Genomic DNA, 18,825 nt, shown 5'->3' with positions numbered 1-18,825 from the left:
AAATTTTTCTATGGCATTCAACGTAACGCTCCGGCAAAGCGGCCGGCAGTTTCAGGTGGAACCCGACGAACCGGTCCTGACCGCGGCGCTGCGCCAGGGCATCGGCCTGCCGTACGGCTGCAAGAACGGCGCTTGCGGCTCCTGCAAGGGCTCGGTCGTCGAAGGCGAAATCGAGCAGGCGCCGCATTCGTCGTCGGCGCTCTCCAACGATGAAAAGACGCGCGGCATGGCGCTCTTCTGCTGCGCGACCGCGCAGAGCGATTTGACCATCGACGTGCGCGAAGTGGCGGGCGTCGGCGACGTGCAGGTCAAGAAGCTGCCTTGCCGCGTCAACGCGCTCGAGCGCCGCGCGGACGATGTCATCGAACTGAAGCTGCAGTTGCCCGCCAACGAGCGCCTGCAGTATCTCGCGGGGCAGTACATCGAATTCATTCTGAAGGACGGCAAGCGCCGCAGCTATTCGATGGCGAGCCCGCCGCATCACGAAGGCCCGCTCGAACTGCACGTGCGCCACATGCCGGGCGGCACGTTCACGGACCACGTGTTCGGCGCGATGAAGGAGCGCGACATCCTGCGCTTCGAAGGTCCGCTCGGCACGTTCTTCCTGCGCGACGAATCCGAGAAGCCTATCGTGCTGCTCGCGTCGGGCACGGGCTTCGCGCCGATCAAGGCGATCATCGAGCATGCGGTGTTCAAGAACCTGAATCGCCCGATGACGCTTTACTGGGGCGGCCGCCGCAAGAAAGACCTGTACATGATGGAACTCGCCGAGCAATGGGCGAAGGAAGTGCCGAACTTCACGTTCGTCCCGGTGCTTTCCGAACCCGATGCAAGCGACAGCTGGCATGGCCGCACGGGTTTCGTTCATCGCGCGGTCATCGAGGATCTGCCGGATTTGAGCGCGTATCAGGTCTATGCGTGCGGCGCGCCGGTGATGGTGGAATCGGCGCAGCGCGATTTCACGCTGCATCATCGTCTCCCGGAGGACGAGTTCTACGCGGACTCGTTCACGAGCGCAGCCGACCTCGCGCATCCGGTCTGATCGCTCGATGCAGGCAAGCCGTCCGCGCGCGGGAAATTCGCGCGGGCGGTTTACATGCACGAACTTCATAACGTATCCTTCGCGAATGAACTCGATCCTGAACGCACTTCGACGCCGCCGCTCGCCGCTTCCCTAGGGATGCCGCTGGCTCGTCAAGCATTCGCGCTCGTCATGGTTCGGTCACACTGAAGCGCAGAGAATGAAGCCACGGAAACACCGTGGCTTTTGTTTTTTGCGCGCCGCATTTTCTTTTCGTCATCGCCTCGTGGAGCCCGCTGTCATGAATTTCAATGAGTACCCTGTCGATTCGCTGATGTACATCACGAACCGTCCCGAGATCGTGTTCACGCACGGCAAGGGATCGTGGCTCTACGACAATACCGGCAAACGCTATCTCGACTTCATTCAGGGCTGGGCGGTCAATTCGCTCGGTCATTGCAACGACGGCATGATCGAAGCGATGGACAAGCAGGCGCGCACGCTGATCAATCCGTCGCCCGCGTTCTATAACGGCCCGATGGCGCAGCTTGCCGGTCTGCTCACGAAGCACAGTTGCTTCGACAAGGTGTTCTTCGCGAACAGCGGCGCGGAGGCCAACGAAGGCGCGATCAAGCTCGCGCGCAAGTGGGGCCGCAAGTTCCGCAATGGCGCGTACGAGATCATCACGTTCGATCACAGCTTCCACGGCCGCACGCTCGCGACGATGTCCGCGAGCGGCAAGGCGGGCTGGGACACGATCTACGCGCCGCAAGTGCCGGGCTTCCCGAAGGCGGATCTGAACGATATCGCGTCCGTCGCGAAACTCATCAACGAGAAGACCGTCGCGGTGATGCTGGAGCCGATTCAGGGCGAAGGCGGCGTGATTCCCGCGACGCGCGAATTCATGCAGCAATTGCGCGCGCTGACGAAGCAGCACAATCTGCTCTTGATCGTCGATGAAGTGCAGAGCGGCTGCGGCCGCGCGGGGACGTTGTTCGCGTATGAGCTGTCGGGTATCGAGCCGGACATCATGACGCTCGGCAAGGGCATCGGCGGTGGCGTGCCGCTGGCCGCGCTGCTGTCGACGGCGGAGGTCGCGTGCTTCGAGGCGGGCGATCAGGGCGGCACGTACAACGGCAATCCGTTGATGACGGCGGTCGGCTATTCGGTGATTTCGCAGCTCACGGCGCCGGGCTTTCTCGAAGGCGTGCGCGAGCGCGGCGAGTATTTGCGCAGCGAACTGCTGAAGCTGTCGGACGAGCGCGGGTTCAAGGGCGAGCGTGGCGAGGGTTTGCTGCGCGCGTTGCTGCTCGATAGCGACAAGGGACCGCAGATCGTCGAGAAGGCGCGACTGATGCAGCCGGACGGTTTGCTGCTGAACGCGGCGCGGCCGAATCTGCTGCGCTTCATGCCGGCGCTCAATGTCACGAAGGACGAGATCGACCAGATGATGTCGATGCTGCGTTCGGTGCTCGATACGCTGTGATCGTTCGGACTTTCGAGCTACGCGATCGCGATGCCGTGATCGCGTTGTGGCGCGACGTGTTTCCCGAGTATGCGGATGCGTCGAGGCCGCAGCGCGATCCGGCGTTGTCGATCGACAATAAGCTTGCTACTCAGCCTGAGTTGTTCTTCGTCGGCGTGATCGACGATGCCGTCGTGGGGACCGTCATGTGTGGGTATGACGGGCATCGTGGATGGGTGTATTCACTTGCCGTGAGGGCTTCGGTTCGGCGGATGGGCTTTGGGCGCACGTTGATGCTTCATGCTGAAGCGGCGCTTGCTCGGCTCGGATGCCCTAAGGTTAATTTGCAGGTGCTTTCTGTTCGTCGCGAGTTGGTTTCGTTCTACGAACGGATGGGGTATCGGGTTGATGATGTCGTCAGTCTTGGGAAGCGGCTTTAGGCTTTTTTTCTCTCTGTCGTTGAACCTGTATTCGCGTCGGTCTATTAGCACGCCCCTCCCCGGGGCGGGGGTCACTTTCTTTGCTGCTGCAAAGAAAGTAACCAAAGAAAGCAGCTTTTCTGGCCCAAAGCACATTAAGCGTGAACACTCCGTAGAACCAGATTGGCACTCAGCTTGAAACAGCCCTGAATCACCTTCCACGCCCACCGAGCGCCACCCCATGCGAGCCCCCGGGCTCGTCAACACCATCGCGCAGTAACGCTCACACAAAGTCAAAAGACTCCACCCCGCAACCGCAAACGACGCGTCACAAATAACACTACGAACCAAACTCTTCCGATTGATGGCGCAATGAGTAGGTCTCGGTGGAATTTCCCCTTTCGAGTGGCGCGGTGCAAACCGACGGTTTTGTCGAGCCCGGGGGCTCGCATGGGGTGGCGCTCAGTGGGCGCGGAAGGTGATTCAAGGCTGTGTCAAGCTGAGTGCCAACGTGTTTCTACGAAGTGCAACATCAAAAACGAAGTGCGGGCGAAAAAGCTGCTTTCTTTGGTTACTTTCTTTGCAGCAGCAAAGAAAGTGACCCCCGCCCCGGGGAGGGGCGTGCTAATAGACCGACACGAATAACCGGAGCAACGCCCAAACCCCGCGCATCAGCGAAAAAATCACTCTCCGAGATAGGCAGCCCGAACCTTGGGATCATCGAGCATGACCTTGGCGTCGCCGGACATAGTGACGGTCCCCGAGTCCATGACATACCCGCGATTAGCGGCCTGCAGCGCGAGCCGCGCGTTCTGCTCGACGAGCAGCACCGTCAGCCCTTCCTTCGAGATCTCGCGAACCACTTCGAAAATCTTCTCGACCATGATCGGCGAGAGACCCATCGATGGCTCATCGAGCAACAACAGCTTCGGTCGCGACAACAAAGCCCGCGCCATCGCGAGCATCTGTTGCTCGCCGCCGGAAAGCGTCCCGGCATACTGCGACGCACGCTCCTTCAGACGCGGAAAGAAGCCGAACATGCGCTCGGTATCCTTCTGAATGCCGTCGCTATCGTTACGCAGATACGCGCCCATCTGCATATTCTCGAGAATCGACATGCGCGCGAAGATGCCGCGCCCTTCCGGCACCATCGCCAGGCCGCGCTTCAAGAGCTCGTGCGTCGGCACGCCCTTGATCGACTGCCCCATGTACTCGATATCGCCGCCCGAATAGGGCTTCAAACCGGTGATGGCCTTCATCGTCGTGGTCTTGCCCGCGCCGTTCGCGCCGATCAGCGTGACGAGTTCGCCCTGCCCGACTTCCAGATCGACACCCTTCACCGCCTGGATGCCGCCGTAATTCACCTGCAGACCCTTGACCTTCAACATCGCGTTCGTGGTCGCCATTTAGTGCACCCCCGCACCCAGATATGCCTCGATCACCTTCGGATCCTTCTGCACGTCCTGCGGCAGACCCTCGGCGATCACCTTGCCGTAATCGAGCACCGTCATGCGGTTGCACAATCCCATCACGAGTTTCACGTCGTGTTCGATCAACAGAATCGTCCTGCCGTCCGCGCGAATCTTGTCCAAAAGACGCGTCAGCTCGACCTTCTCCGTCGCGTTCATGCCGGCCGCGGGTTCGTCGAGCGCAAGCAGCTTCGGATCCGTCGCCAATGCACGCGCAATCTCCAGCCGGCGCTGATGCCCGTACGACAGATTGCGCGACGTGTAATCCGCGTACTGCAGCACGCCGACATACTCCAGCAGCTCCAGTGCGCGCTCCTTGATCTCGCGCTCTTCGCGGCGTTCCGCCGGCGTCTGCAACACCGCGCCGATCAGCCCGTGCTTCGTGCGCACGTGGCGTCCGACCATCACGTTTTCCAGCGCCGTCATGCCGCCGAAGAGACGAATGTTCTGGAACGTGCGCGCGATGCCCGCCTTCGCCACCTGATACACGGCGGTCGGCGTGTAGGCTTCGCCGTCGAGCTTGAAGACGCCCGAATCCGGCGTGTACAGGCCCGTGATCACGTTGAAGAACGTGGTCTTGCCGGCGCCGTTCGGGCCGATCAGACCGTAAATCTCGCCTTCCTTGATTTCGAGGCGCACATCCGAGAGCGCCTGCAAGCCGCCGAAACGCTTGTTCACGCCCTGCACGGACAATCGAGTACGTTTGTCGCTCATTTCCTTATCCCCCGCTTAGGCGCGCACCGGCTTCTTGCCGCCACGCTTCGCGATCTTCGCGATCTTGTCTTCGTGTTTCGCGGCGGGCCACAGGCCTTCCGAGCGATACAGCATGATCAGCACCATCGCCAGACCGTAAAGCAACTGGCGGATGACTTCGGTATCCACGATCTGATGGCCGAAGATGGCGTTTTGCAGCGGACCCATCGTCGAGCGCAGGAACTCGGGGAACACGGCGAGCAGCACCGCGCCGAGAATCACGCCGGGAATGTGGCCCATGCCGCCCAGCACCACGCACGCCAGCACGACGATCGATTCCCAGAACGTGAACGATTCCGGCGACACGAAGCCCTGGAACGTGCCGAACATCGCGCCGGACAGACCTCCGAACGACGCGCCCATCGCGAATGCCAGCAGTTTCACGTTGCGCGTGTTGATGCCCATCGCCTTCGCGGCGATTTCGTCTTCGCGGATCGCGGCCCATGCACGGCCGATACGCGAATGCTGCAGACGCGTACACACCCAGATCACGAGCAGCGCGCCCAGCACGAACAGGTAGTAATACATGTACACGGACGGGAACTTCATGCCGAAGAACTCGTGCGTCTGCGACAGATTGAAGCCCGCCACCGACACCGGATCGATGCCCGTGATGCCCTTCGGACCGTTCGTGATGTTGACCGGACGATCGAGGTTGTTCATGAAGATCCGGACGATTTCACCGAAGCCGAGCGTCACGATCGCGAGATAGTCGCCGCGCAGACGAAGCGTCGGCGCGCCGAGCAGCACGCCGAACGTGGCGGCGAGCGCCATCGCGATCGGCACGATGATGAGGAACGGCACGTGCAGGCCGCCGGGCGCGAGGTGCGCGATCCACTCGAACTGCGACGTCAGTTGCGGCGACGACAGCAGCGCCGCCGTGTACGCGCCGACCGCGTAGAACGCGATGTAGCCCAGGTCGAGCAGGCCGGCGAAGCCGACCACGACGTTGAGGCCCAGCGCCAGCATCACGTAGAGCATCGCGAAGTCGAGCACGCGCACCCAGTAGTTGCCGCCGGCCGCGCCGATCACCATCGGCGCCGCGATCACGAACACGGCGGTGAGAATGCCGACGACGAGCGTTTTCGTCGTGTTCTTCTCGGGGATGAGCGTCGTCGACGGCTCAATCGGTTGAATCGAAGTCATTTTTCTGAGCTCCTCACACGAGTCTTTAAGCGCGGTCCGCGACACGTTCGCCGAGTAGACCCGACGGACGGAACACGAGCACGATGATCAGCACGATGAAGGCGAACACGTCCTGGTAGTTACTGCCGAAGACGCCGCCCGTCAGGTTGCCGATATACCCGGCGCCCAACTGCTCGATCAGCCCGAGAAGCACGCCGCCGACCATCGCGCCGCCCAGGTTGCCGATACCGCCCAGCACCGCGGCCGTGAATGCCTTCAGGCCGGGGATGAAGCCCATGTAGAAGTGCGCGTTGCCGTATTCCGACGCAATCATCACGCCGGCAAGCGCCGCGAGCGCCGAGCCGATCATGAAGGTCGCCGAGATCACGAAGTTCGGATTCACGCCCATCAGCGACGCGACGCCGGGGTTTTCCGCGATCGCGCGCATCGCGCGGCCGAGCTTGGTCTTGTGCACGAGCAGCAGAAGTCCCGCCATCACGAGGAACGCGACCACGATGATCACGATTTCCGTCATGGAGATGACCGCGCCCGGACGCGTTTCGTCGGCGGCGATCACGTTGATCGGATCGGTCGGCAGAAGCTGCGGGAACGCGAGCGGATTGCGGCCCCAGATCATCATCGCGATGGTCTGCAGCAGAATCGACACGCCGATGGCGGTAATGAGCGGCGCGAGACGCGGCGCTTTACGCAGTGGCCGGTAAGCGACCTTTTCGATGGTGTACCCGACGACCGCGCAGACGACCGCCGCGATGACGAGGGCGATCGTCAGCATGATCGGCCCGGGCATCGAAGGAAAGTGGTTTTGCATGACGCCGATTGCGGAGAGCGCGACCATCGCGCCCACCATCAGCACGTCGCCGTGCGCGAAGTTGATGATGCCGAGAATCCCGTACACCATCGTGTACCCCAGCGCGATGATGGCGTAGACGCTGCCAAGCACCAGACCGTTGATGATCTGCTGGATGAAAATATCCATTTAAAGCTCCTTAGCCCCGTGCGACCGGATCACGCCTTTATCACCGGCCGATAAACCGGTGTGAAGCGAAATCTGGAGCAGCACTGCGCGTACTTTTGAAAAAAACCGGTAAGGGTTAAACGCCTGCCGTTCCGCCCGCCGCCGGATAGGTGCGGGCATCCGCCAGACGGATACGAAACGGCGCTGTCGGTTAGACGCCGCAAGACCTGCAAACGCCTGTTGCTACTGCTTCACGACGTCGAGCACGTCCTTCTTGTTGTCCTTGAAGTCGTAAAGCGTGATGGTGCCTGCCTTCAAATCGCCTTTGTCGTCAAACGCGATATGCCCCGTCAGACCATTGAAATCCGTCGTGGCCATCGCCGCGAGCACCTTGCCCGCTTCGATGGAATTGGCGCGCTTCATTGCATCGACGATCACGTACATCGCGTCATACGTGAACGGCGCGTAAATCTGCACCGGCGTGTGGAAACGGGCCTCGTACTTCTGCGCAAAGTCCGCGCCCTTGTCCATCTTCGAGAGCGCGGGCCCCGCTTCGGAACAGACGACGTTCTGCACGGCATCGCCCGCAAGCTGCGGCAACTCCTGCGTGCAGACGCCGTCGCCCGCCAGGATCTTCGCCTTGACGCCGAGCGCCGCCGCTTCCTTCGCGAACGGGCCGCCCGTCACATCCATGCCGCCGTACATGACGACGTCGGGCTGCACGCGCTTGATCTTGGTGAGGATCGCCTTGAAATTACGCGCCTTCTCGGTTGTCGACTCGCGCGCGGCGATCTTTACCCCGCCCGCCTGTATCGCCTTCGCGAATTCGTCGGCGAGGCCGCGGCCGTAGGCGCTGGCGTCATCGACGATCACGACCTTGCGCGCATGCAGCGTCTTCATCGCGTAGCCGGCCAGCACGGGGCCCTGCTGCGCGTCGGTGGCCACGACGCGGAACGTCGTCTTGTAACCTTGCTTCGTGTATTGCGGGTTCGTCGTCGAGGGCGAAATCTCGGCGATGCCCGCATCGCTATAAATTTTCGACGCCGGTATCGACACGCCCGAATTCATATGGCCGATCACCGCGACCACATGATGATCGACGAGCCGCTGCGCGGCTTCTTCGCCGGTGCGCGAATCGGCTGCGTCGTCCTGGCTGTCGAGTTCGAGGCGAATGGATCGGCCGTCGATCGTCAGGCCCTGACTGCTGATCTCTTCCAGCGCGAGCCGCGCGCCGTTCTCGTTATCCTTTCCAAGATGCGCCTGCGTGCCGGTGAGCGGCGCGACGTGACCAATCCTGACGACCGTTGCCTCGCTCGCGGGCGCAGGCGCAGCCGCCGGCGCGACCGCGGCGCTCGCCGCCGACGCTGCCCCGCTCGCTCCGCCCTCGTCCTTCTTGCCGCATGCCGTTGCCATTGCAACCGCAGCCGCGATGGACACGGCGTGAGCAAACTTGAATCGCATCAGATAGATCTCCTGCGCCTTTCAAAACCGTTACCAAAGTCCCGGGGGACTCAGGACGCGCGAATTGTAACGCCAAATATGAGACGAGCAATATTCTTGCGTGGCGGGGTTTTCCAGCATTGCAACCCTCATTTTCAGCGGGTTTTGGCGCAACAGCGCAACCGGGTTGCGATCCTTCGTTGTGCAGCAGTTGCACCACTTCGGGAGTGGGCCTAAATGGAGCGAACGTTGCACGTCATTCCGATGCCCCGCTTCGGTGCATTCGACGATTCGGGCGGCGAACTGTTCCACATCGGCGGACGAAAAAAAAGCGCCCGGAGGCGCTTTTGGAGGAGTTCGTCTAAATCACTGCGGCAAGGACAATCCGCGCGGAAGCGGAAAGGAGATCGTCTCTTCGATGCCTTCCAGCGAGCGCACGCTGCGCACGCCCAGCTCGCGCAATCGTTCGATGACCGCCTGCGCCAGCACTTCCGGCGCCGATGCGCCCGCCGTCACGCCGATGCGCTTCTTGTCCGCGACCCACGCCGGATCGATCTGCGACGGCGAATCCACCATATAGGCGGGAATGCCGCTGCGCTCGGCCACTTCGCGCAGCCGGCTCGAATTCGAGCTGTTCGGGCTGCCGACCACGATCACGACATCGCACTGCGGCGCGAGGAACTTGACCGCGTCCTGGCGATTCTGCGTCGCGTAGCAGATGTCCTGCTTCTTCGGCTCCTTCACGCCGGGATACTTCGCCTTCAGCGCATCAATGATGGCGGAGGCGTCGTCGACGGAAAGCGTCGTCTGCGTGACATAGGCGATGCGGTTCGGATCGCGCAGATCGAGCTTTTGCACGTCCGCGATGTCTTCCACGAGATGCATGCCCTCGCCCGACTGCCCCATTGTGCCTTCCACTTCAGGATGGCCCTTGTGTCCGATCATGACGATATCGAAGCCTTCCTGGCGCATTTTCGCGACTTCCATATGCACCTTCGTGACGAGCGGGCACGTGGCGTCGAACACGCGCAGCCCGCGCGTTTCCGCTTCGGCGCGCACCGCCTTCGAGACGCCGTGCGCGCTGAAGATCAGCGTGCTGCCTTCGGGCACGTCCGAGAGTTCTTCGATGAAGATCGCGCCTTTCTTGCGCAGATCCGCAACGACATACGCGTTATGGACGATCTCGTGGCGCACGTAGATGGGCGCGCCGAACAGTTTGATGGCCCGCTCGACGATCTCGATCGCGCGATCGACGCCCGCGCAGAACCCGCGCGGCTGCGCGAGCAGGATTTCGAGGTCGGTGTCGATATCGGTGAGGCTTTCAGTCAGGCTCATGGCTACAGAATTCCGATGATTTTCACTTCGAAGGCCAGCGCCTGGCCGGCGAGCGGGTGATTGAAATCGAAGAGCGCGGACGTCTCGCCCACTTCCTTGAGCACGCCCGCATAGCGCCCGCCGTTGGGCGCGTTGAATTCGACGAGATCGCCCGGAGAAAAATCCTCGCCGATCATGCTGTTTTCGCGCAGCGTCGCCATCGACACGCGCTGCACCAGTTCCGGATTGCGCGGCCCGAACGCCTGCTCCGGCGTTAGCTGAAAGGTCGAATGGTGGCCGACCTTCAGCCCGAGCAAAATGTCTTCGAGCGGCGGCGCAAGCTGGCCCGCGCCGAGCAGAAGGGTCGCGGGCTTGTCGGTGAACGTGTTGACGATGTCGGCACCATCGGCCAATGCAAGCCGGTAATGAAGCGTGACATGGGAACCGGGTTTCACCTCGGAAATATCGATGATGCTCATGAGTATTGGATGTGGCGATTCAGTAACGAGCGCGGCGGGCGCCGGGCCAGCGGCGGCTCGTCGGCACGAAGCTGCGAACCGCGTGGCGCAGGGTGAGAGCGTGCGCCAAAACCGCTATTGTAAGACAGAGTTGCAAAGCGCCGCGTCCGGCGCGTGCGTCGTTCGTGCGGCGCGCCTCGCTTCGGCAACGGCACGGAGCACGCGATGACGGCCTGCCTGCCCCTGCTTGCGCCCGTCGTGGAAGACCACGCGCCGCTCCTGTCGATCCCGCAGTGGGACGAAGCCGACCGGCCGCGCGAGCGCCTGCTCAAGGCCGGGCCGGCCACGCTTTCCGACGCCGAATTGCTCGCGCTGTTCCTTCGCACCGGCGTGACAGGCCGGACCGCCGTGGATGTCGCCCGCGCGCTGCTGCGGCGATTCGGCTCGCTGCGCGCGGTGCTGGACGCATCCGCATCCGAATTGCAGGACGAGCGCGGCGTCGGCGAGGCGCGCGCGGCGACGCTACTCGCTGTATCGGAGCTATGCCGGCGCGCGCTCGCGGAAAAGGCGCGCGACCGGATGCTGCTGAACTCGCCGGGCGCGGTCGAAGACTTTCTGCGGCTGAAGATCGGCACGCGGCCGAACGAAGTGTTCGTCTGCATCTATCTGGACGCGCGTCATCAGTTGCTGGATATCTGCGAGGAGGCGCACGGGTCGCTCACGCGCGTGGCCGTGTACCCGCGCGAGATCGTGAAGCGGGCGCTCGCGGTCAACGCGGCGGGGCTGATCGTCGCGCATAATCATCCTTCCGGCGGCGTCGATCCGAGCGCCAGCGACCGCAAGCTCACGCGCACGCTGCAGGACGCGCTCGGTCTGATCGACGTGAAACTGCTCGATCATATGGTCGTCGCGTCAAATGACATTTTTTCGTTCGCCCGCGAAGGCTGGCTCTGAAACGTTCGGCGCGCGGACAACACGGCGTCGGAAAACTTGATAACACACTGTTTTTCCTGCTAGAATCCTCGTTTCGTTTTTTCAACCCGCCTAATCTGACCAACGCAGTCCTCATTGGCATAACCGTGCTGCCAAGTCCCCGATCGGCAAATCGGGCGATTAGAGGCATCGCATGAAGGAAGCCCCTTCATTCGAGCGTTCGACTCAGACTCAACGTGTATTAGGAGTGTCACCATGGCACGCGTATGCCAAGTAACTGGGAAAGGCCCGATGTCGGGCAACAACGTTTCCCACGCAAACAACAAGACCAAGCGTCGTTTCCTGCCGAACCTGCAGAACCGCCGTTTCTTCGTTGAAAGCGAAAACCGCTGGGTCCGTCTGCGCGTCTCGAACGCCGGTCTGCGCCTGATCGACAAGAACGGTATTGACGCCGTGCTCGCAGACCTGCGCGCACGCGGTGAAATCTAAGGAGCACGCACATGGCCAAAGGCGCACGCGACAAGATCAAGCTGGAATCGACCGCAGGCACGGGTCACTTCTACACGACGACCAAGAACAAGCGCAACATGCCGGAAAAGATGCTGATCAAGAAGTTCGATCCCGTCGTCCGCAAGCATGTTGACTACAAGGAAACCAAGATCAAGTAAATTCCGGTCGGTTCTTTCCGCCGCATGACGACAGGACAGAACCAGCACCGCACTTGATATTGAGTGCCTGAACGAAGACAGCAGAAAGCCCCGCCAACGCGGGGCTTTTTGTTTTTCCGGCCGGGAATTGTCCGGATTCACAGGCGTGTCACGCGCCCGTGCGCCGGTTTTCGTTGTTTCCGCTGCGTCCCGCGCGTTATGCTTGCCGGCTACGCAGGCATCGAACCGGAGACACGGCAGCATGAATTTCGACGTAGCAATCGTGGGAAGCGGCCTCGCGGGCCTGAGCGTGGCGCTGAATCTGGCCGAGACGCGCCGCGTGGCGATCATCGCGAAGCGCGCGGTCAGCGAAGGCGCGAGCGACTGGGCGCAGGGCGGCATCGCGGCGGTGCTGGATTCGGCCGACAGCATCGACAATCACGTTGCCGATACGCTCGTCGCCGGCGGCGGATTGTGCGACGAAGCCGCGACGCGCTTCATCGTCGAAAACGGGCGCGCGGCGATCGAATGGCTGATCGAAGCAGGCGTGCCCTTCACGCGCGACGTCTCCGCCGAACTCGGCTTCCATCTGACGCGCGAAGGCGGCCATAGTCATCGCCGGATCATTCACGCGGCGGACGCGACCGGCCACGCCGTCGTCACCACGCTCAACGAGCGCGTGCGCAATCACCCGAACATCACCGTTCTCGAAGATCACTACGCGATCGATCTGATCACGTCCGACCGGCTCGGCTTGCCCGGTCATCGCTGTCACGGGCTGTATGCGCTCGATCTGGAAAGCGGCCGAACCGTGACGATCCAGGCGCCGCACACCGTCCTCGCGACGGGCGGCGCGGGCAAGGTCTATCTCTACACGACGAATCCGGACACCGCGACCGGCGACGGCATCGCGATGGCGTGGCGCGCGGGCTGCCGCGTGTCGAACATGGAGTTCATCCAGTTCCATCCGACGTGCCTCTTTCACCCTTACGCGAAGTCGTTCCTCATTTCGGAAGCGGTGCGCGGCGAAGGCGGCCTCCTGCGTCTGCCCGACGGCACGCGCTTCATGCCGGAGCACGACGAACGCGCCGAACTCGCGCCCCGCGATATCGTCGCGCGGGCGATCGATTTCGAGATCAAGAAGCGCGGCATCGACTGCGTGTATCTCGATATCAGCCACCAGCCGCGCGCGTTCCTCGAAGAGCATTTCCCGACGATCCTCGCGCGTTGCCGCGAATTCGGCATCGATATCGCGAAGGAGCCGATTCCCGTCGTGCCCGCCGCGCATTACACCTGCGGCGGCGTCGTCACGGATCTCGCCGGGCGCACGGATCGGCCCGGACTGTACGCGGTCGGCGAAACCGCGTGCACAGGCTTGCACGGCGCGAACCGGCTCGCGAGCAATTCGCTGCTGGAATGCATCGTGATCGGGCGCGCGGCAGCGGAAGCGATTGAAGCCGATGGCTTTTCCTCGGGCTGCCACGCCGAGTTGCCCGACTGGGACGAGAGCCGCGTCTCCGATCCGGACGAGGAAGTCGTCGTCGCCCATAACTGGGACGAGTTGCGGCGGCTCATGTGGAACTACGTCGGCATCGTGCGAACGGACAAGCGGCTCGCGCGCGCGCAGCATCGCATCGCCCTTTTGCGCGACGAAATCCACGAGTACTACGCGAATTTCAAAGTAAGCCGCGATCTGCTGGAACTGCGCAATCTCGTCGATGTGGCTTCGCTGATCGTCGAAAGCGCGTGCACGCGGCGCGAAAGCCGCGGCCTCCACTTCAGCCGCGACTGGCCGCAGACTTTGCCGAAGGCGCTGCCGACCGTGCTGATGCCGCCCGCCAAGCGGCGGCGCGGCGTCTGACGGCCGGGCTTACAGGATACGCATGGAGAAATCGGTGGCGCGCACGTCCTTCGTGAGTGCGCCGATGGAAATGCGGTCGACGCCCGTTTCCGCGATCGCCCGCACCGTCTCGAAATTCACGCCGCCCGACACTTCGAGCAACGCGCGGCCGGCGGCGATGCGCACGGCGTCGCGCATCGCGTCGAGCGCGAAGTTGTCGAGCAGGATCGATTCCGCGCGATGCGCCAGCGCCGTCTCGAGCTGCGCGAGCGTCTCCACTTCGATCTGAATCGGCACGCCGGCATTCAGGGCGAGCGCCGCATCCATCGCCGCGCCCACGCCGCCCGCCGCCGCGATGTGGTTTTCCTTGATCAGAATGCCGTCGTACAGCGCGAGCCGCTGATTCGCGCCGCCGCCCACGCGCACCGCGTACTTCTGCGCGAGCCGCAGGCCGGGAAGCGTCTTGCGCGTATCGAGGATGCGCGCGCGCGTGCCTTCGATGGCATCGACATAACGGCGCGTCGCGCTCGCCACGCCCGAAAGCAGTTGCAGAAAGTTGAGGCCGTTGCGCTCGGCGGTCAGCAGCGAACGCGCCGGGCCGTGCAGCAGCACGACGGGCGAATCCGCCGCCATGCGCTGCCCTTCGCGATACTGCCATTCGATCTCGATGGACGGATCGACGCGCCGCATCACTTCGACGAACCACGGCACGCCGCACAGCACCGCTTCCTCGCGCACGAGGATGCGCGCGGTGCGCCGCGAATCGGCGGGAACGAGACGGCCGGTGACATCGCCGCTGCCGATGTCTTCGGCGAGCGCATCCGCGACATTGCGGGCGAGCGCCGCGTCGAAGGCTTCGCCGTATTGCGCGCGGACTTCTTCGAGAATCGACATCAGGCGGCTCCGACATTCGAAAACAGCGCGGCGTCGCGGGCGAGATCGCCGCTCGTCTGCACGCGCTTCTTGTGGCGCGCGGCGAAATCGAGCATCCGGTCGATGGGCACGCGCGCCCGCTCGCCGATGGCCGCATCGACGTGAATCTCGTTGTGGCCGCGTTCGAGCACGTCGGCGAGATTCGCGAGGCCGTTCATCGCCATCCACGGACAATGCGCGCAGCTCTTGCACGTCGCGCTGTTGCCGGCGGTCGGCGCCGCGATGAACGTCTTGGCCGGCGCGGCGAGCCGCATCTTGTGCAGAATGCCGAGGTCGGTCGCGACGATGAAGCGCTGCGCATCCAGCCGCACGGCGGCGTCGATGAGCTGCGTCGTGGAACCGACGACATCCGCGAGCCCCACGACCGCTTCCGGCGATTCCGGATGGACGAGAATCTTCGCGTCCGGATATTCGGCGCGCAGCAAATCCAGTTCGATACCCTTGAATTCGTCATGCACGAGACACGAACCCTGCCACAGCAGCATGTCCGCGCCGGTCTTTTTTTGGATGTAGCCGCCGAGATGCCGGTCCGGCGCCCACAGAATCTTTTCGCCGCGCGCATGCAGATCCGCGACGATTTCCAGCCCGATCGACGACGTCACCATCCAGTCCGCGCGCGCCTTCACTGCGGCGCTCGTGTTCGCGTACACGACGACGGTGCGGTCGGGATGGGCATCGCAGAAAGCGGAGAATTCGTCGGCTGGGCAGCCGAGATCGAGCGAGCAGGTCGCGTCGAGGTCGGGCATCAGCACGCGCTTGCCCGGGCTCAGAATCTTGGACGTCTCGCCCATGAAGCGCACGCCCGCCACGACCAGCGTCTTCGCGGCGTGGTCGCGGCCAAAGCGCGCCATTTCGAGCGAATCGGCCACGCAGCCGCCGGTTTCGTCGGCGAGTTCCTGCAATTCGGCATCGACGTAATAGTGCGCTACCAGCACCGCCTCTTCGCGCCGCAAGAGTGCGCGAATGCGCTCCTTCAATGCGCGCTTCTCTTCCGGCGACGGCGCGTTCGGCACTCTCGCCCACGCCTCGCCCACTCCACACGTCAGGCCATGCGGCCGGTCGTATTCGACGCTTTTGATCGCTTCCATGTCTCCTGTCCCTGCCCTTCGAACAAAACCAACGCGGAAATTCGTCGCCAAAAAACAAAGACCCCGCCAGAGCGGGGTCTTGTGACGTCTTTGAATCTTAGCGGATATCGCTTACAAAGCGTAGCGGCGCAGACGCAGCGCGAAGTCCTGCAACGCCTTGATGCCGCTCTGCTCCGCGCGATGGCACCAGTCCTGCAACTGCGCCAGCAACTGCTCGCGCGACGCGTTCGAACGGTCCCACATTGCCGACAGATCCTTGCGCAGCTCGATATACGTGCGCAGTTTCTGGTTGTCCGAGAACAGTTCCGGCAACTGCTTGCGCTGCGGTTCGTTCAGGCCGTCTTCCTCCTTGTGGAACCACTTGCGCGCGCCGCGCATCAGCTGATACTTCTCGCGCGCGCCGGCTTCCTTCAGCTTGGCCAGCTCCTGCGCGTAGGCGTGCTTCAGCGCCTTGCCGTAGCGCGCCATCACTTCGTAGCGGTTCGCCAGCACGGCCTGCAGCGTGTCGTGATCGACGACTGCCTTGCTTTCCGACAGACGCGGCGTGGGCGCGAGCTTCTTCACCTTCGCGAGGCCGATCGCCGACAGAATGCGGATGTACAGCCAGCCGATGTCGAACTCGTACCACTTGCTCGACAGCTTCGCCGACGTGGCGTACGTGTGGTGATTGTTATGCAGTTCTTCGCCGCCGATCAGGATGCCGAGCGGGAAGATGTTCGTGCTCGCATCGGCGGAATTGAAGTTGCGGTAGCCCCAGAAGTGCGCGAGACCGTTGACGACGCCCGCCGCCCAGAACGGAATCCAGATCATCTGCACGGCCCACACCGACAGCCCGACGATGCCGAACAGCGCGACGTCGATCACCATCATCACGCTGATGCCGAGAATCGGATAGCGCGTGTAGACGTTGCGCTCCATCCAGTCGTTCGGCGTGCCGTGACTGAAGCGGCGCAGCGTTTCTTCGTTCTTCGCTTCCGCGCGATAGAGTTCCGCGCCTTCGAGCAGCACTTTCCAGATGCCGCGCGTCTGCGGGCTGTGCGGATCTTCTTCGGTCTCGCACTTGGCGTGGTGCTTGCGATGGATGGCCGCCCACTGGCCGGTCAGCATGCCCGTGGTCATCCACAGCCAGAAGCGGAAGAAATGGCTTGCGATCGGATGCAGGTCCAGCGCGCGATGCGCCTGGCAGCGATGCAGATAGATGGTGACGCCGGCGATGGTGACGTGCGTCACTGCCAGCGTGAACAGCAGAATCTGCCACCAAGAAAAGTCGAGCAATCCGTTGGCGAGAAATTCAAGGGAAGAATTCAGCAAGGCGATTTACCTGTGTAGCTGTGAAATTCGGAAAAAATGGCCGGTCAAAACTGATTCGAAATACGTTGCGGCCAGCTTGTCGGGCACGTGAAAGGTGTGCGCGCGGGTTCGATCGCATTCTACTGCAGTCGTTCCAAGTCTTTGTCGTAAAGGTGAATTTTTTTGGATACTTCCTAAACGAGAAAAATCTCACGCGTCGCTTTCTGGCTGTTTCCTTTCGAAAACGGAAGGAATGACGCACGCGCGACGGCTTACGAGGCGTTGCGCGCCGCTCAGGCGGCGTCGCCGGGGCGCGGGTCGGCATTTCGTACCGAATCGGGCGCCGCGCCATGAAGGATTCTGACTTCGCGCTGCGCGTACGGAATCTCGATTCCGTTCTCGGAGAATAGCCGCCACACGCGCCGGTTGACTTGCGACTTAACGCCGCCGGTTCCCTTCGCCGCGTCCTCGATCCAGAAGCTCAGTTCGAGGTTGATGCCGTCCGCGCCGAAGCTCGCCAGAAGCGCGGCGGGCGCGGGATCCTGCAGCACGCGCTCGACGCCCTGTGTGGCTTCGACGAGCAGTTGCATCGCGCGTTCCACGTCGCACTTATAGCTGACCTGCACGGCGACCTTTGCGTTCCCGCGCGTCAGGTACGACGAATGATTCTGCACGACATCGGTGATGAGCTTTTCGTTCGGAATCAGCGTTTCGATGCCGTCGAGCCCGCGCACCACCGTGTAGCGCGTGCGGATCTGCGTGACGGTGCCCTGCGATCCCGCGACGTTGATCATGTCGCCGAGGCGCAGCGACCGGTCGAGCAGAATGATGAAGCCCGACACGTAATTGCTCGCGATCTTCTGCAAGCCGAAGCCGAGCCCCACGCCGAGCGCGCCGCCGAATACGCCGAGCACCGTGATGTCGATGCCGACAATCGACAGGCTCACGAGAATCGCCGCGAGAATCATCAGCGCCCGCGAGACGCGCGCGAGCACGACCTTGAGGTTGGCGTCGAGCGAGCGGGCGCGCATCAGGCGGTCGTCGATGAGCGCGCCGGCCCACATCGCCACGATCAGCGTCACGCAGACCCACAGCACGCCCGACGCGAGCGACAGAAGTGTCATGTGCGCGTTGGCGATGTTGAAACGCACGCTCGCCATCCAGCGCACGACGTCGTCCTGAATGCCCATGACGGTGAGAAGCATCGCGAGCCAGACGATCACCGTGACGAGCTTTTCGAAGAGAAAAAGCAGCGCATGCGCTTCGTGTTCCGCGCCGCCGCTGCCGCTCGTGCGGAACACGCGGCGCACCGCGTAGAACATCATGTAGATCACGGTGATGCCGCACAGCGGCACCAGCGCGAGCCGCAGCAGCGCCGTGTGGATGAACGGCGCGAGCGCCAGTTGCGCGACGGCCACGAACACCATGCCGAGCAGCGGAAACAGCGCCTTGTTGAGGCTTTCCGCGCCGAAGCGCACGGCTTCGAAGCGGGACTGGCGGCGCGCGTCGAGCTTCTTGCGCAGCACGCGCGCGCACCACCAGGCGACGGCGAGCAGCCCGAGGAGCGCGCCGACCTGCCAGAGCACTTCGGGCTCGCCGAAATCGCGGAAAAGACGCTCCGACAGATGCGTCAGAAAGCGATTCTGCATCGGCG

At 62.8% G+C, this 18,825-nt stretch carries 18 protein-coding genes; 7 read left to right on the top strand and 11 right to left on the bottom strand.

From position 1 onward, the window contains the following. Window positions 1–10: 10 nt before the first annotated feature. The 3 genes from NCR39_RS02685 (at window position 11) to NCR39_RS02675 (ending at window position 2,926) form a co-directional block, all read left to right on the top strand. A complete protein-coding gene (locus NCR39_RS02685) occupies window positions 11–1,042 on the top strand; it encodes a CDP-6-deoxy-delta-3,4-glucoseen reductase (RefSeq protein ID WP_250450557.1) in 1,032 nt (343 codons plus the stop codon). A gap of 280 nt (window positions 1,043–1,322) precedes the next feature. After that, window positions 1,323–2,507 (top strand): acetylornithine transaminase, encoded by a 1,185-nt coding sequence (locus NCR39_RS02680; RefSeq protein ID WP_250450556.1) that lies wholly within the window; start codon window positions 1,323–1,325, stop codon window positions 2,505–2,507. After that, window positions 2,504–2,926: a GNAT family acetyltransferase gene (locus NCR39_RS02675; RefSeq protein ID WP_250450555.1), complete on the top strand. Its 423-nt coding sequence runs from the start codon at window positions 2,504–2,506 to the stop codon at window positions 2,924–2,926. Before NCR39_RS02680 ends, NCR39_RS02675 begins: the two co-directional genes overlap by 4 nt. A gap of 662 nt (window positions 2,927–3,588) precedes the next feature. Here NCR39_RS02675 and NCR39_RS02670 read toward each other — a convergent pair. From NCR39_RS02670 to NCR39_RS02640, 7 genes are all read right to left on the bottom strand, one after another. Continuing rightward, entirely contained in the window at window positions 3,589–4,311 is a 723-nt protein-coding gene (locus tag NCR39_RS02670; RefSeq protein ID WP_250450554.1) for an ABC transporter ATP-binding protein, read from the bottom strand. Further along, window positions 4,312–5,088, bottom strand: coding sequence for an ABC transporter ATP-binding protein (locus NCR39_RS02665; RefSeq protein WP_250450553.1), 777 nt, complete (start codon window positions 5,086–5,088; stop codon window positions 4,312–4,314). Between the two features lie 15 nt (window positions 5,089–5,103). After that, window positions 5,104–6,273, bottom strand: coding sequence for an ABC transporter permease subunit (locus NCR39_RS02660; protein ID WP_250450552.1), 1,170 nt, complete (start codon window positions 6,271–6,273; stop codon window positions 5,104–5,106). Between the two features lie 25 nt (window positions 6,274–6,298). Further along, complete coding sequence (locus NCR39_RS02655) at window positions 6,299–7,249, bottom strand: branched-chain amino acid ABC transporter permease (protein WP_250450551.1); 951 nt, start codon at window positions 7,247–7,249, stop codon at window positions 6,299–6,301. 222 nt (window positions 7,250–7,471) lie between these two features. Next, on the bottom strand, window positions 7,472–8,689 hold the full coding sequence (locus NCR39_RS02650) for a branched-chain amino acid ABC transporter substrate-binding protein (RefSeq protein WP_250450550.1): 1,218 nt from the start codon (window positions 8,687–8,689) through the stop codon (window positions 7,472–7,474). Between the two features lie 345 nt (window positions 8,690–9,034). Continuing rightward, window positions 9,035–10,003, bottom strand: a complete 969-nt coding sequence (ispH, locus tag NCR39_RS02645) for a 4-hydroxy-3-methylbut-2-enyl diphosphate reductase (protein WP_250450549.1) — start codon at window positions 10,001–10,003, stop codon at window positions 9,035–9,037. 2 nt (window positions 10,004–10,005) lie between these two features. Continuing rightward, the gene (locus NCR39_RS02640) at window positions 10,006–10,461 is read right to left on the bottom strand and encodes an FKBP-type peptidyl-prolyl cis-trans isomerase (RefSeq protein ID WP_250450548.1); all 456 of its coding nucleotides are present in this window, start codon (window positions 10,459–10,461) and stop codon (window positions 10,006–10,008) included. 204 nt (window positions 10,462–10,665) lie between these two features. Between NCR39_RS02640 and radC the strand changes: the two genes are divergently transcribed. The 4 genes from radC (at window position 10,666) to nadB (ending at window position 13,881) form a co-directional block, all read left to right on the top strand. Continuing rightward, entirely contained in the window at window positions 10,666–11,394 is a 729-nt protein-coding gene (gene radC / locus NCR39_RS02635; RefSeq protein WP_250450547.1) for a RadC family protein, read from the top strand. Window positions 11,395–11,628: 234 nt separating this feature from the next. Further along, window positions 11,629–11,862, top strand: coding sequence for a 50S ribosomal protein L28 (gene rpmB, locus NCR39_RS02630; protein WP_008351171.1), 234 nt, complete (start codon window positions 11,629–11,631; stop codon window positions 11,860–11,862). An 11-nt stretch (window positions 11,863–11,873) separates the two neighbouring features. Further along, a complete protein-coding gene (gene rpmG, locus NCR39_RS02625; protein ID WP_006050116.1) occupies window positions 11,874–12,041 on the top strand; it encodes a 50S ribosomal protein L33 in 168 nt (55 codons plus the stop codon). A 241-nt stretch (window positions 12,042–12,282) separates the two neighbouring features. Then, the gene (gene nadB / locus NCR39_RS02620) at window positions 12,283–13,881 is read left to right on the top strand and encodes an L-aspartate oxidase (RefSeq protein ID WP_250450546.1); all 1,599 of its coding nucleotides are present in this window, start codon (window positions 12,283–12,285) and stop codon (window positions 13,879–13,881) included. 9 nt (window positions 13,882–13,890) lie between these two features. Here nadB and nadC read toward each other — a convergent pair whose 3' ends face one another. From nadC to NCR39_RS02600, 4 genes are all read right to left on the bottom strand, one after another. Further along, window positions 13,891–14,754 (bottom strand): carboxylating nicotinate-nucleotide diphosphorylase, encoded by an 864-nt coding sequence (gene nadC, locus NCR39_RS02615; protein ID WP_250450545.1) that lies wholly within the window; start codon window positions 14,752–14,754, stop codon window positions 13,891–13,893. Next, window positions 14,754–15,881, bottom strand: coding sequence for a quinolinate synthase NadA (nadA, locus tag NCR39_RS02610; RefSeq protein ID WP_250450544.1), 1,128 nt, complete (start codon window positions 15,879–15,881; stop codon window positions 14,754–14,756). Before nadA ends, nadC begins: the two co-directional genes overlap by 1 nt. Before the next feature lie 111 nt (window positions 15,882–15,992). Beyond that, window positions 15,993–17,192, bottom strand: a complete 1,200-nt coding sequence (locus NCR39_RS02605) for a DesA family fatty acid desaturase (protein WP_250450543.1) — start codon at window positions 17,190–17,192, stop codon at window positions 15,993–15,995. 272 nt (window positions 17,193–17,464) lie between these two features. Next, a complete protein-coding gene (locus NCR39_RS02600) occupies window positions 17,465–18,820 on the bottom strand; it encodes a mechanosensitive ion channel family protein (protein ID WP_250450542.1) in 1,356 nt (451 codons plus the stop codon). Between the last annotated feature and the right edge of the window lie 5 nt (window positions 18,821–18,825).

Source organism: Caballeronia sp. ATUFL_M2_KS44, assembly GCF_023630965.1.
Taxonomy (GTDB): domain Bacteria; phylum Pseudomonadota; class Gammaproteobacteria; order Burkholderiales; family Burkholderiaceae; genus Caballeronia; species Caballeronia concitans.
The sequence above is the reverse complement of the archived record's forward strand: the minus strand, read 5'-3'. Positions and strand labels throughout refer to the sequence as shown.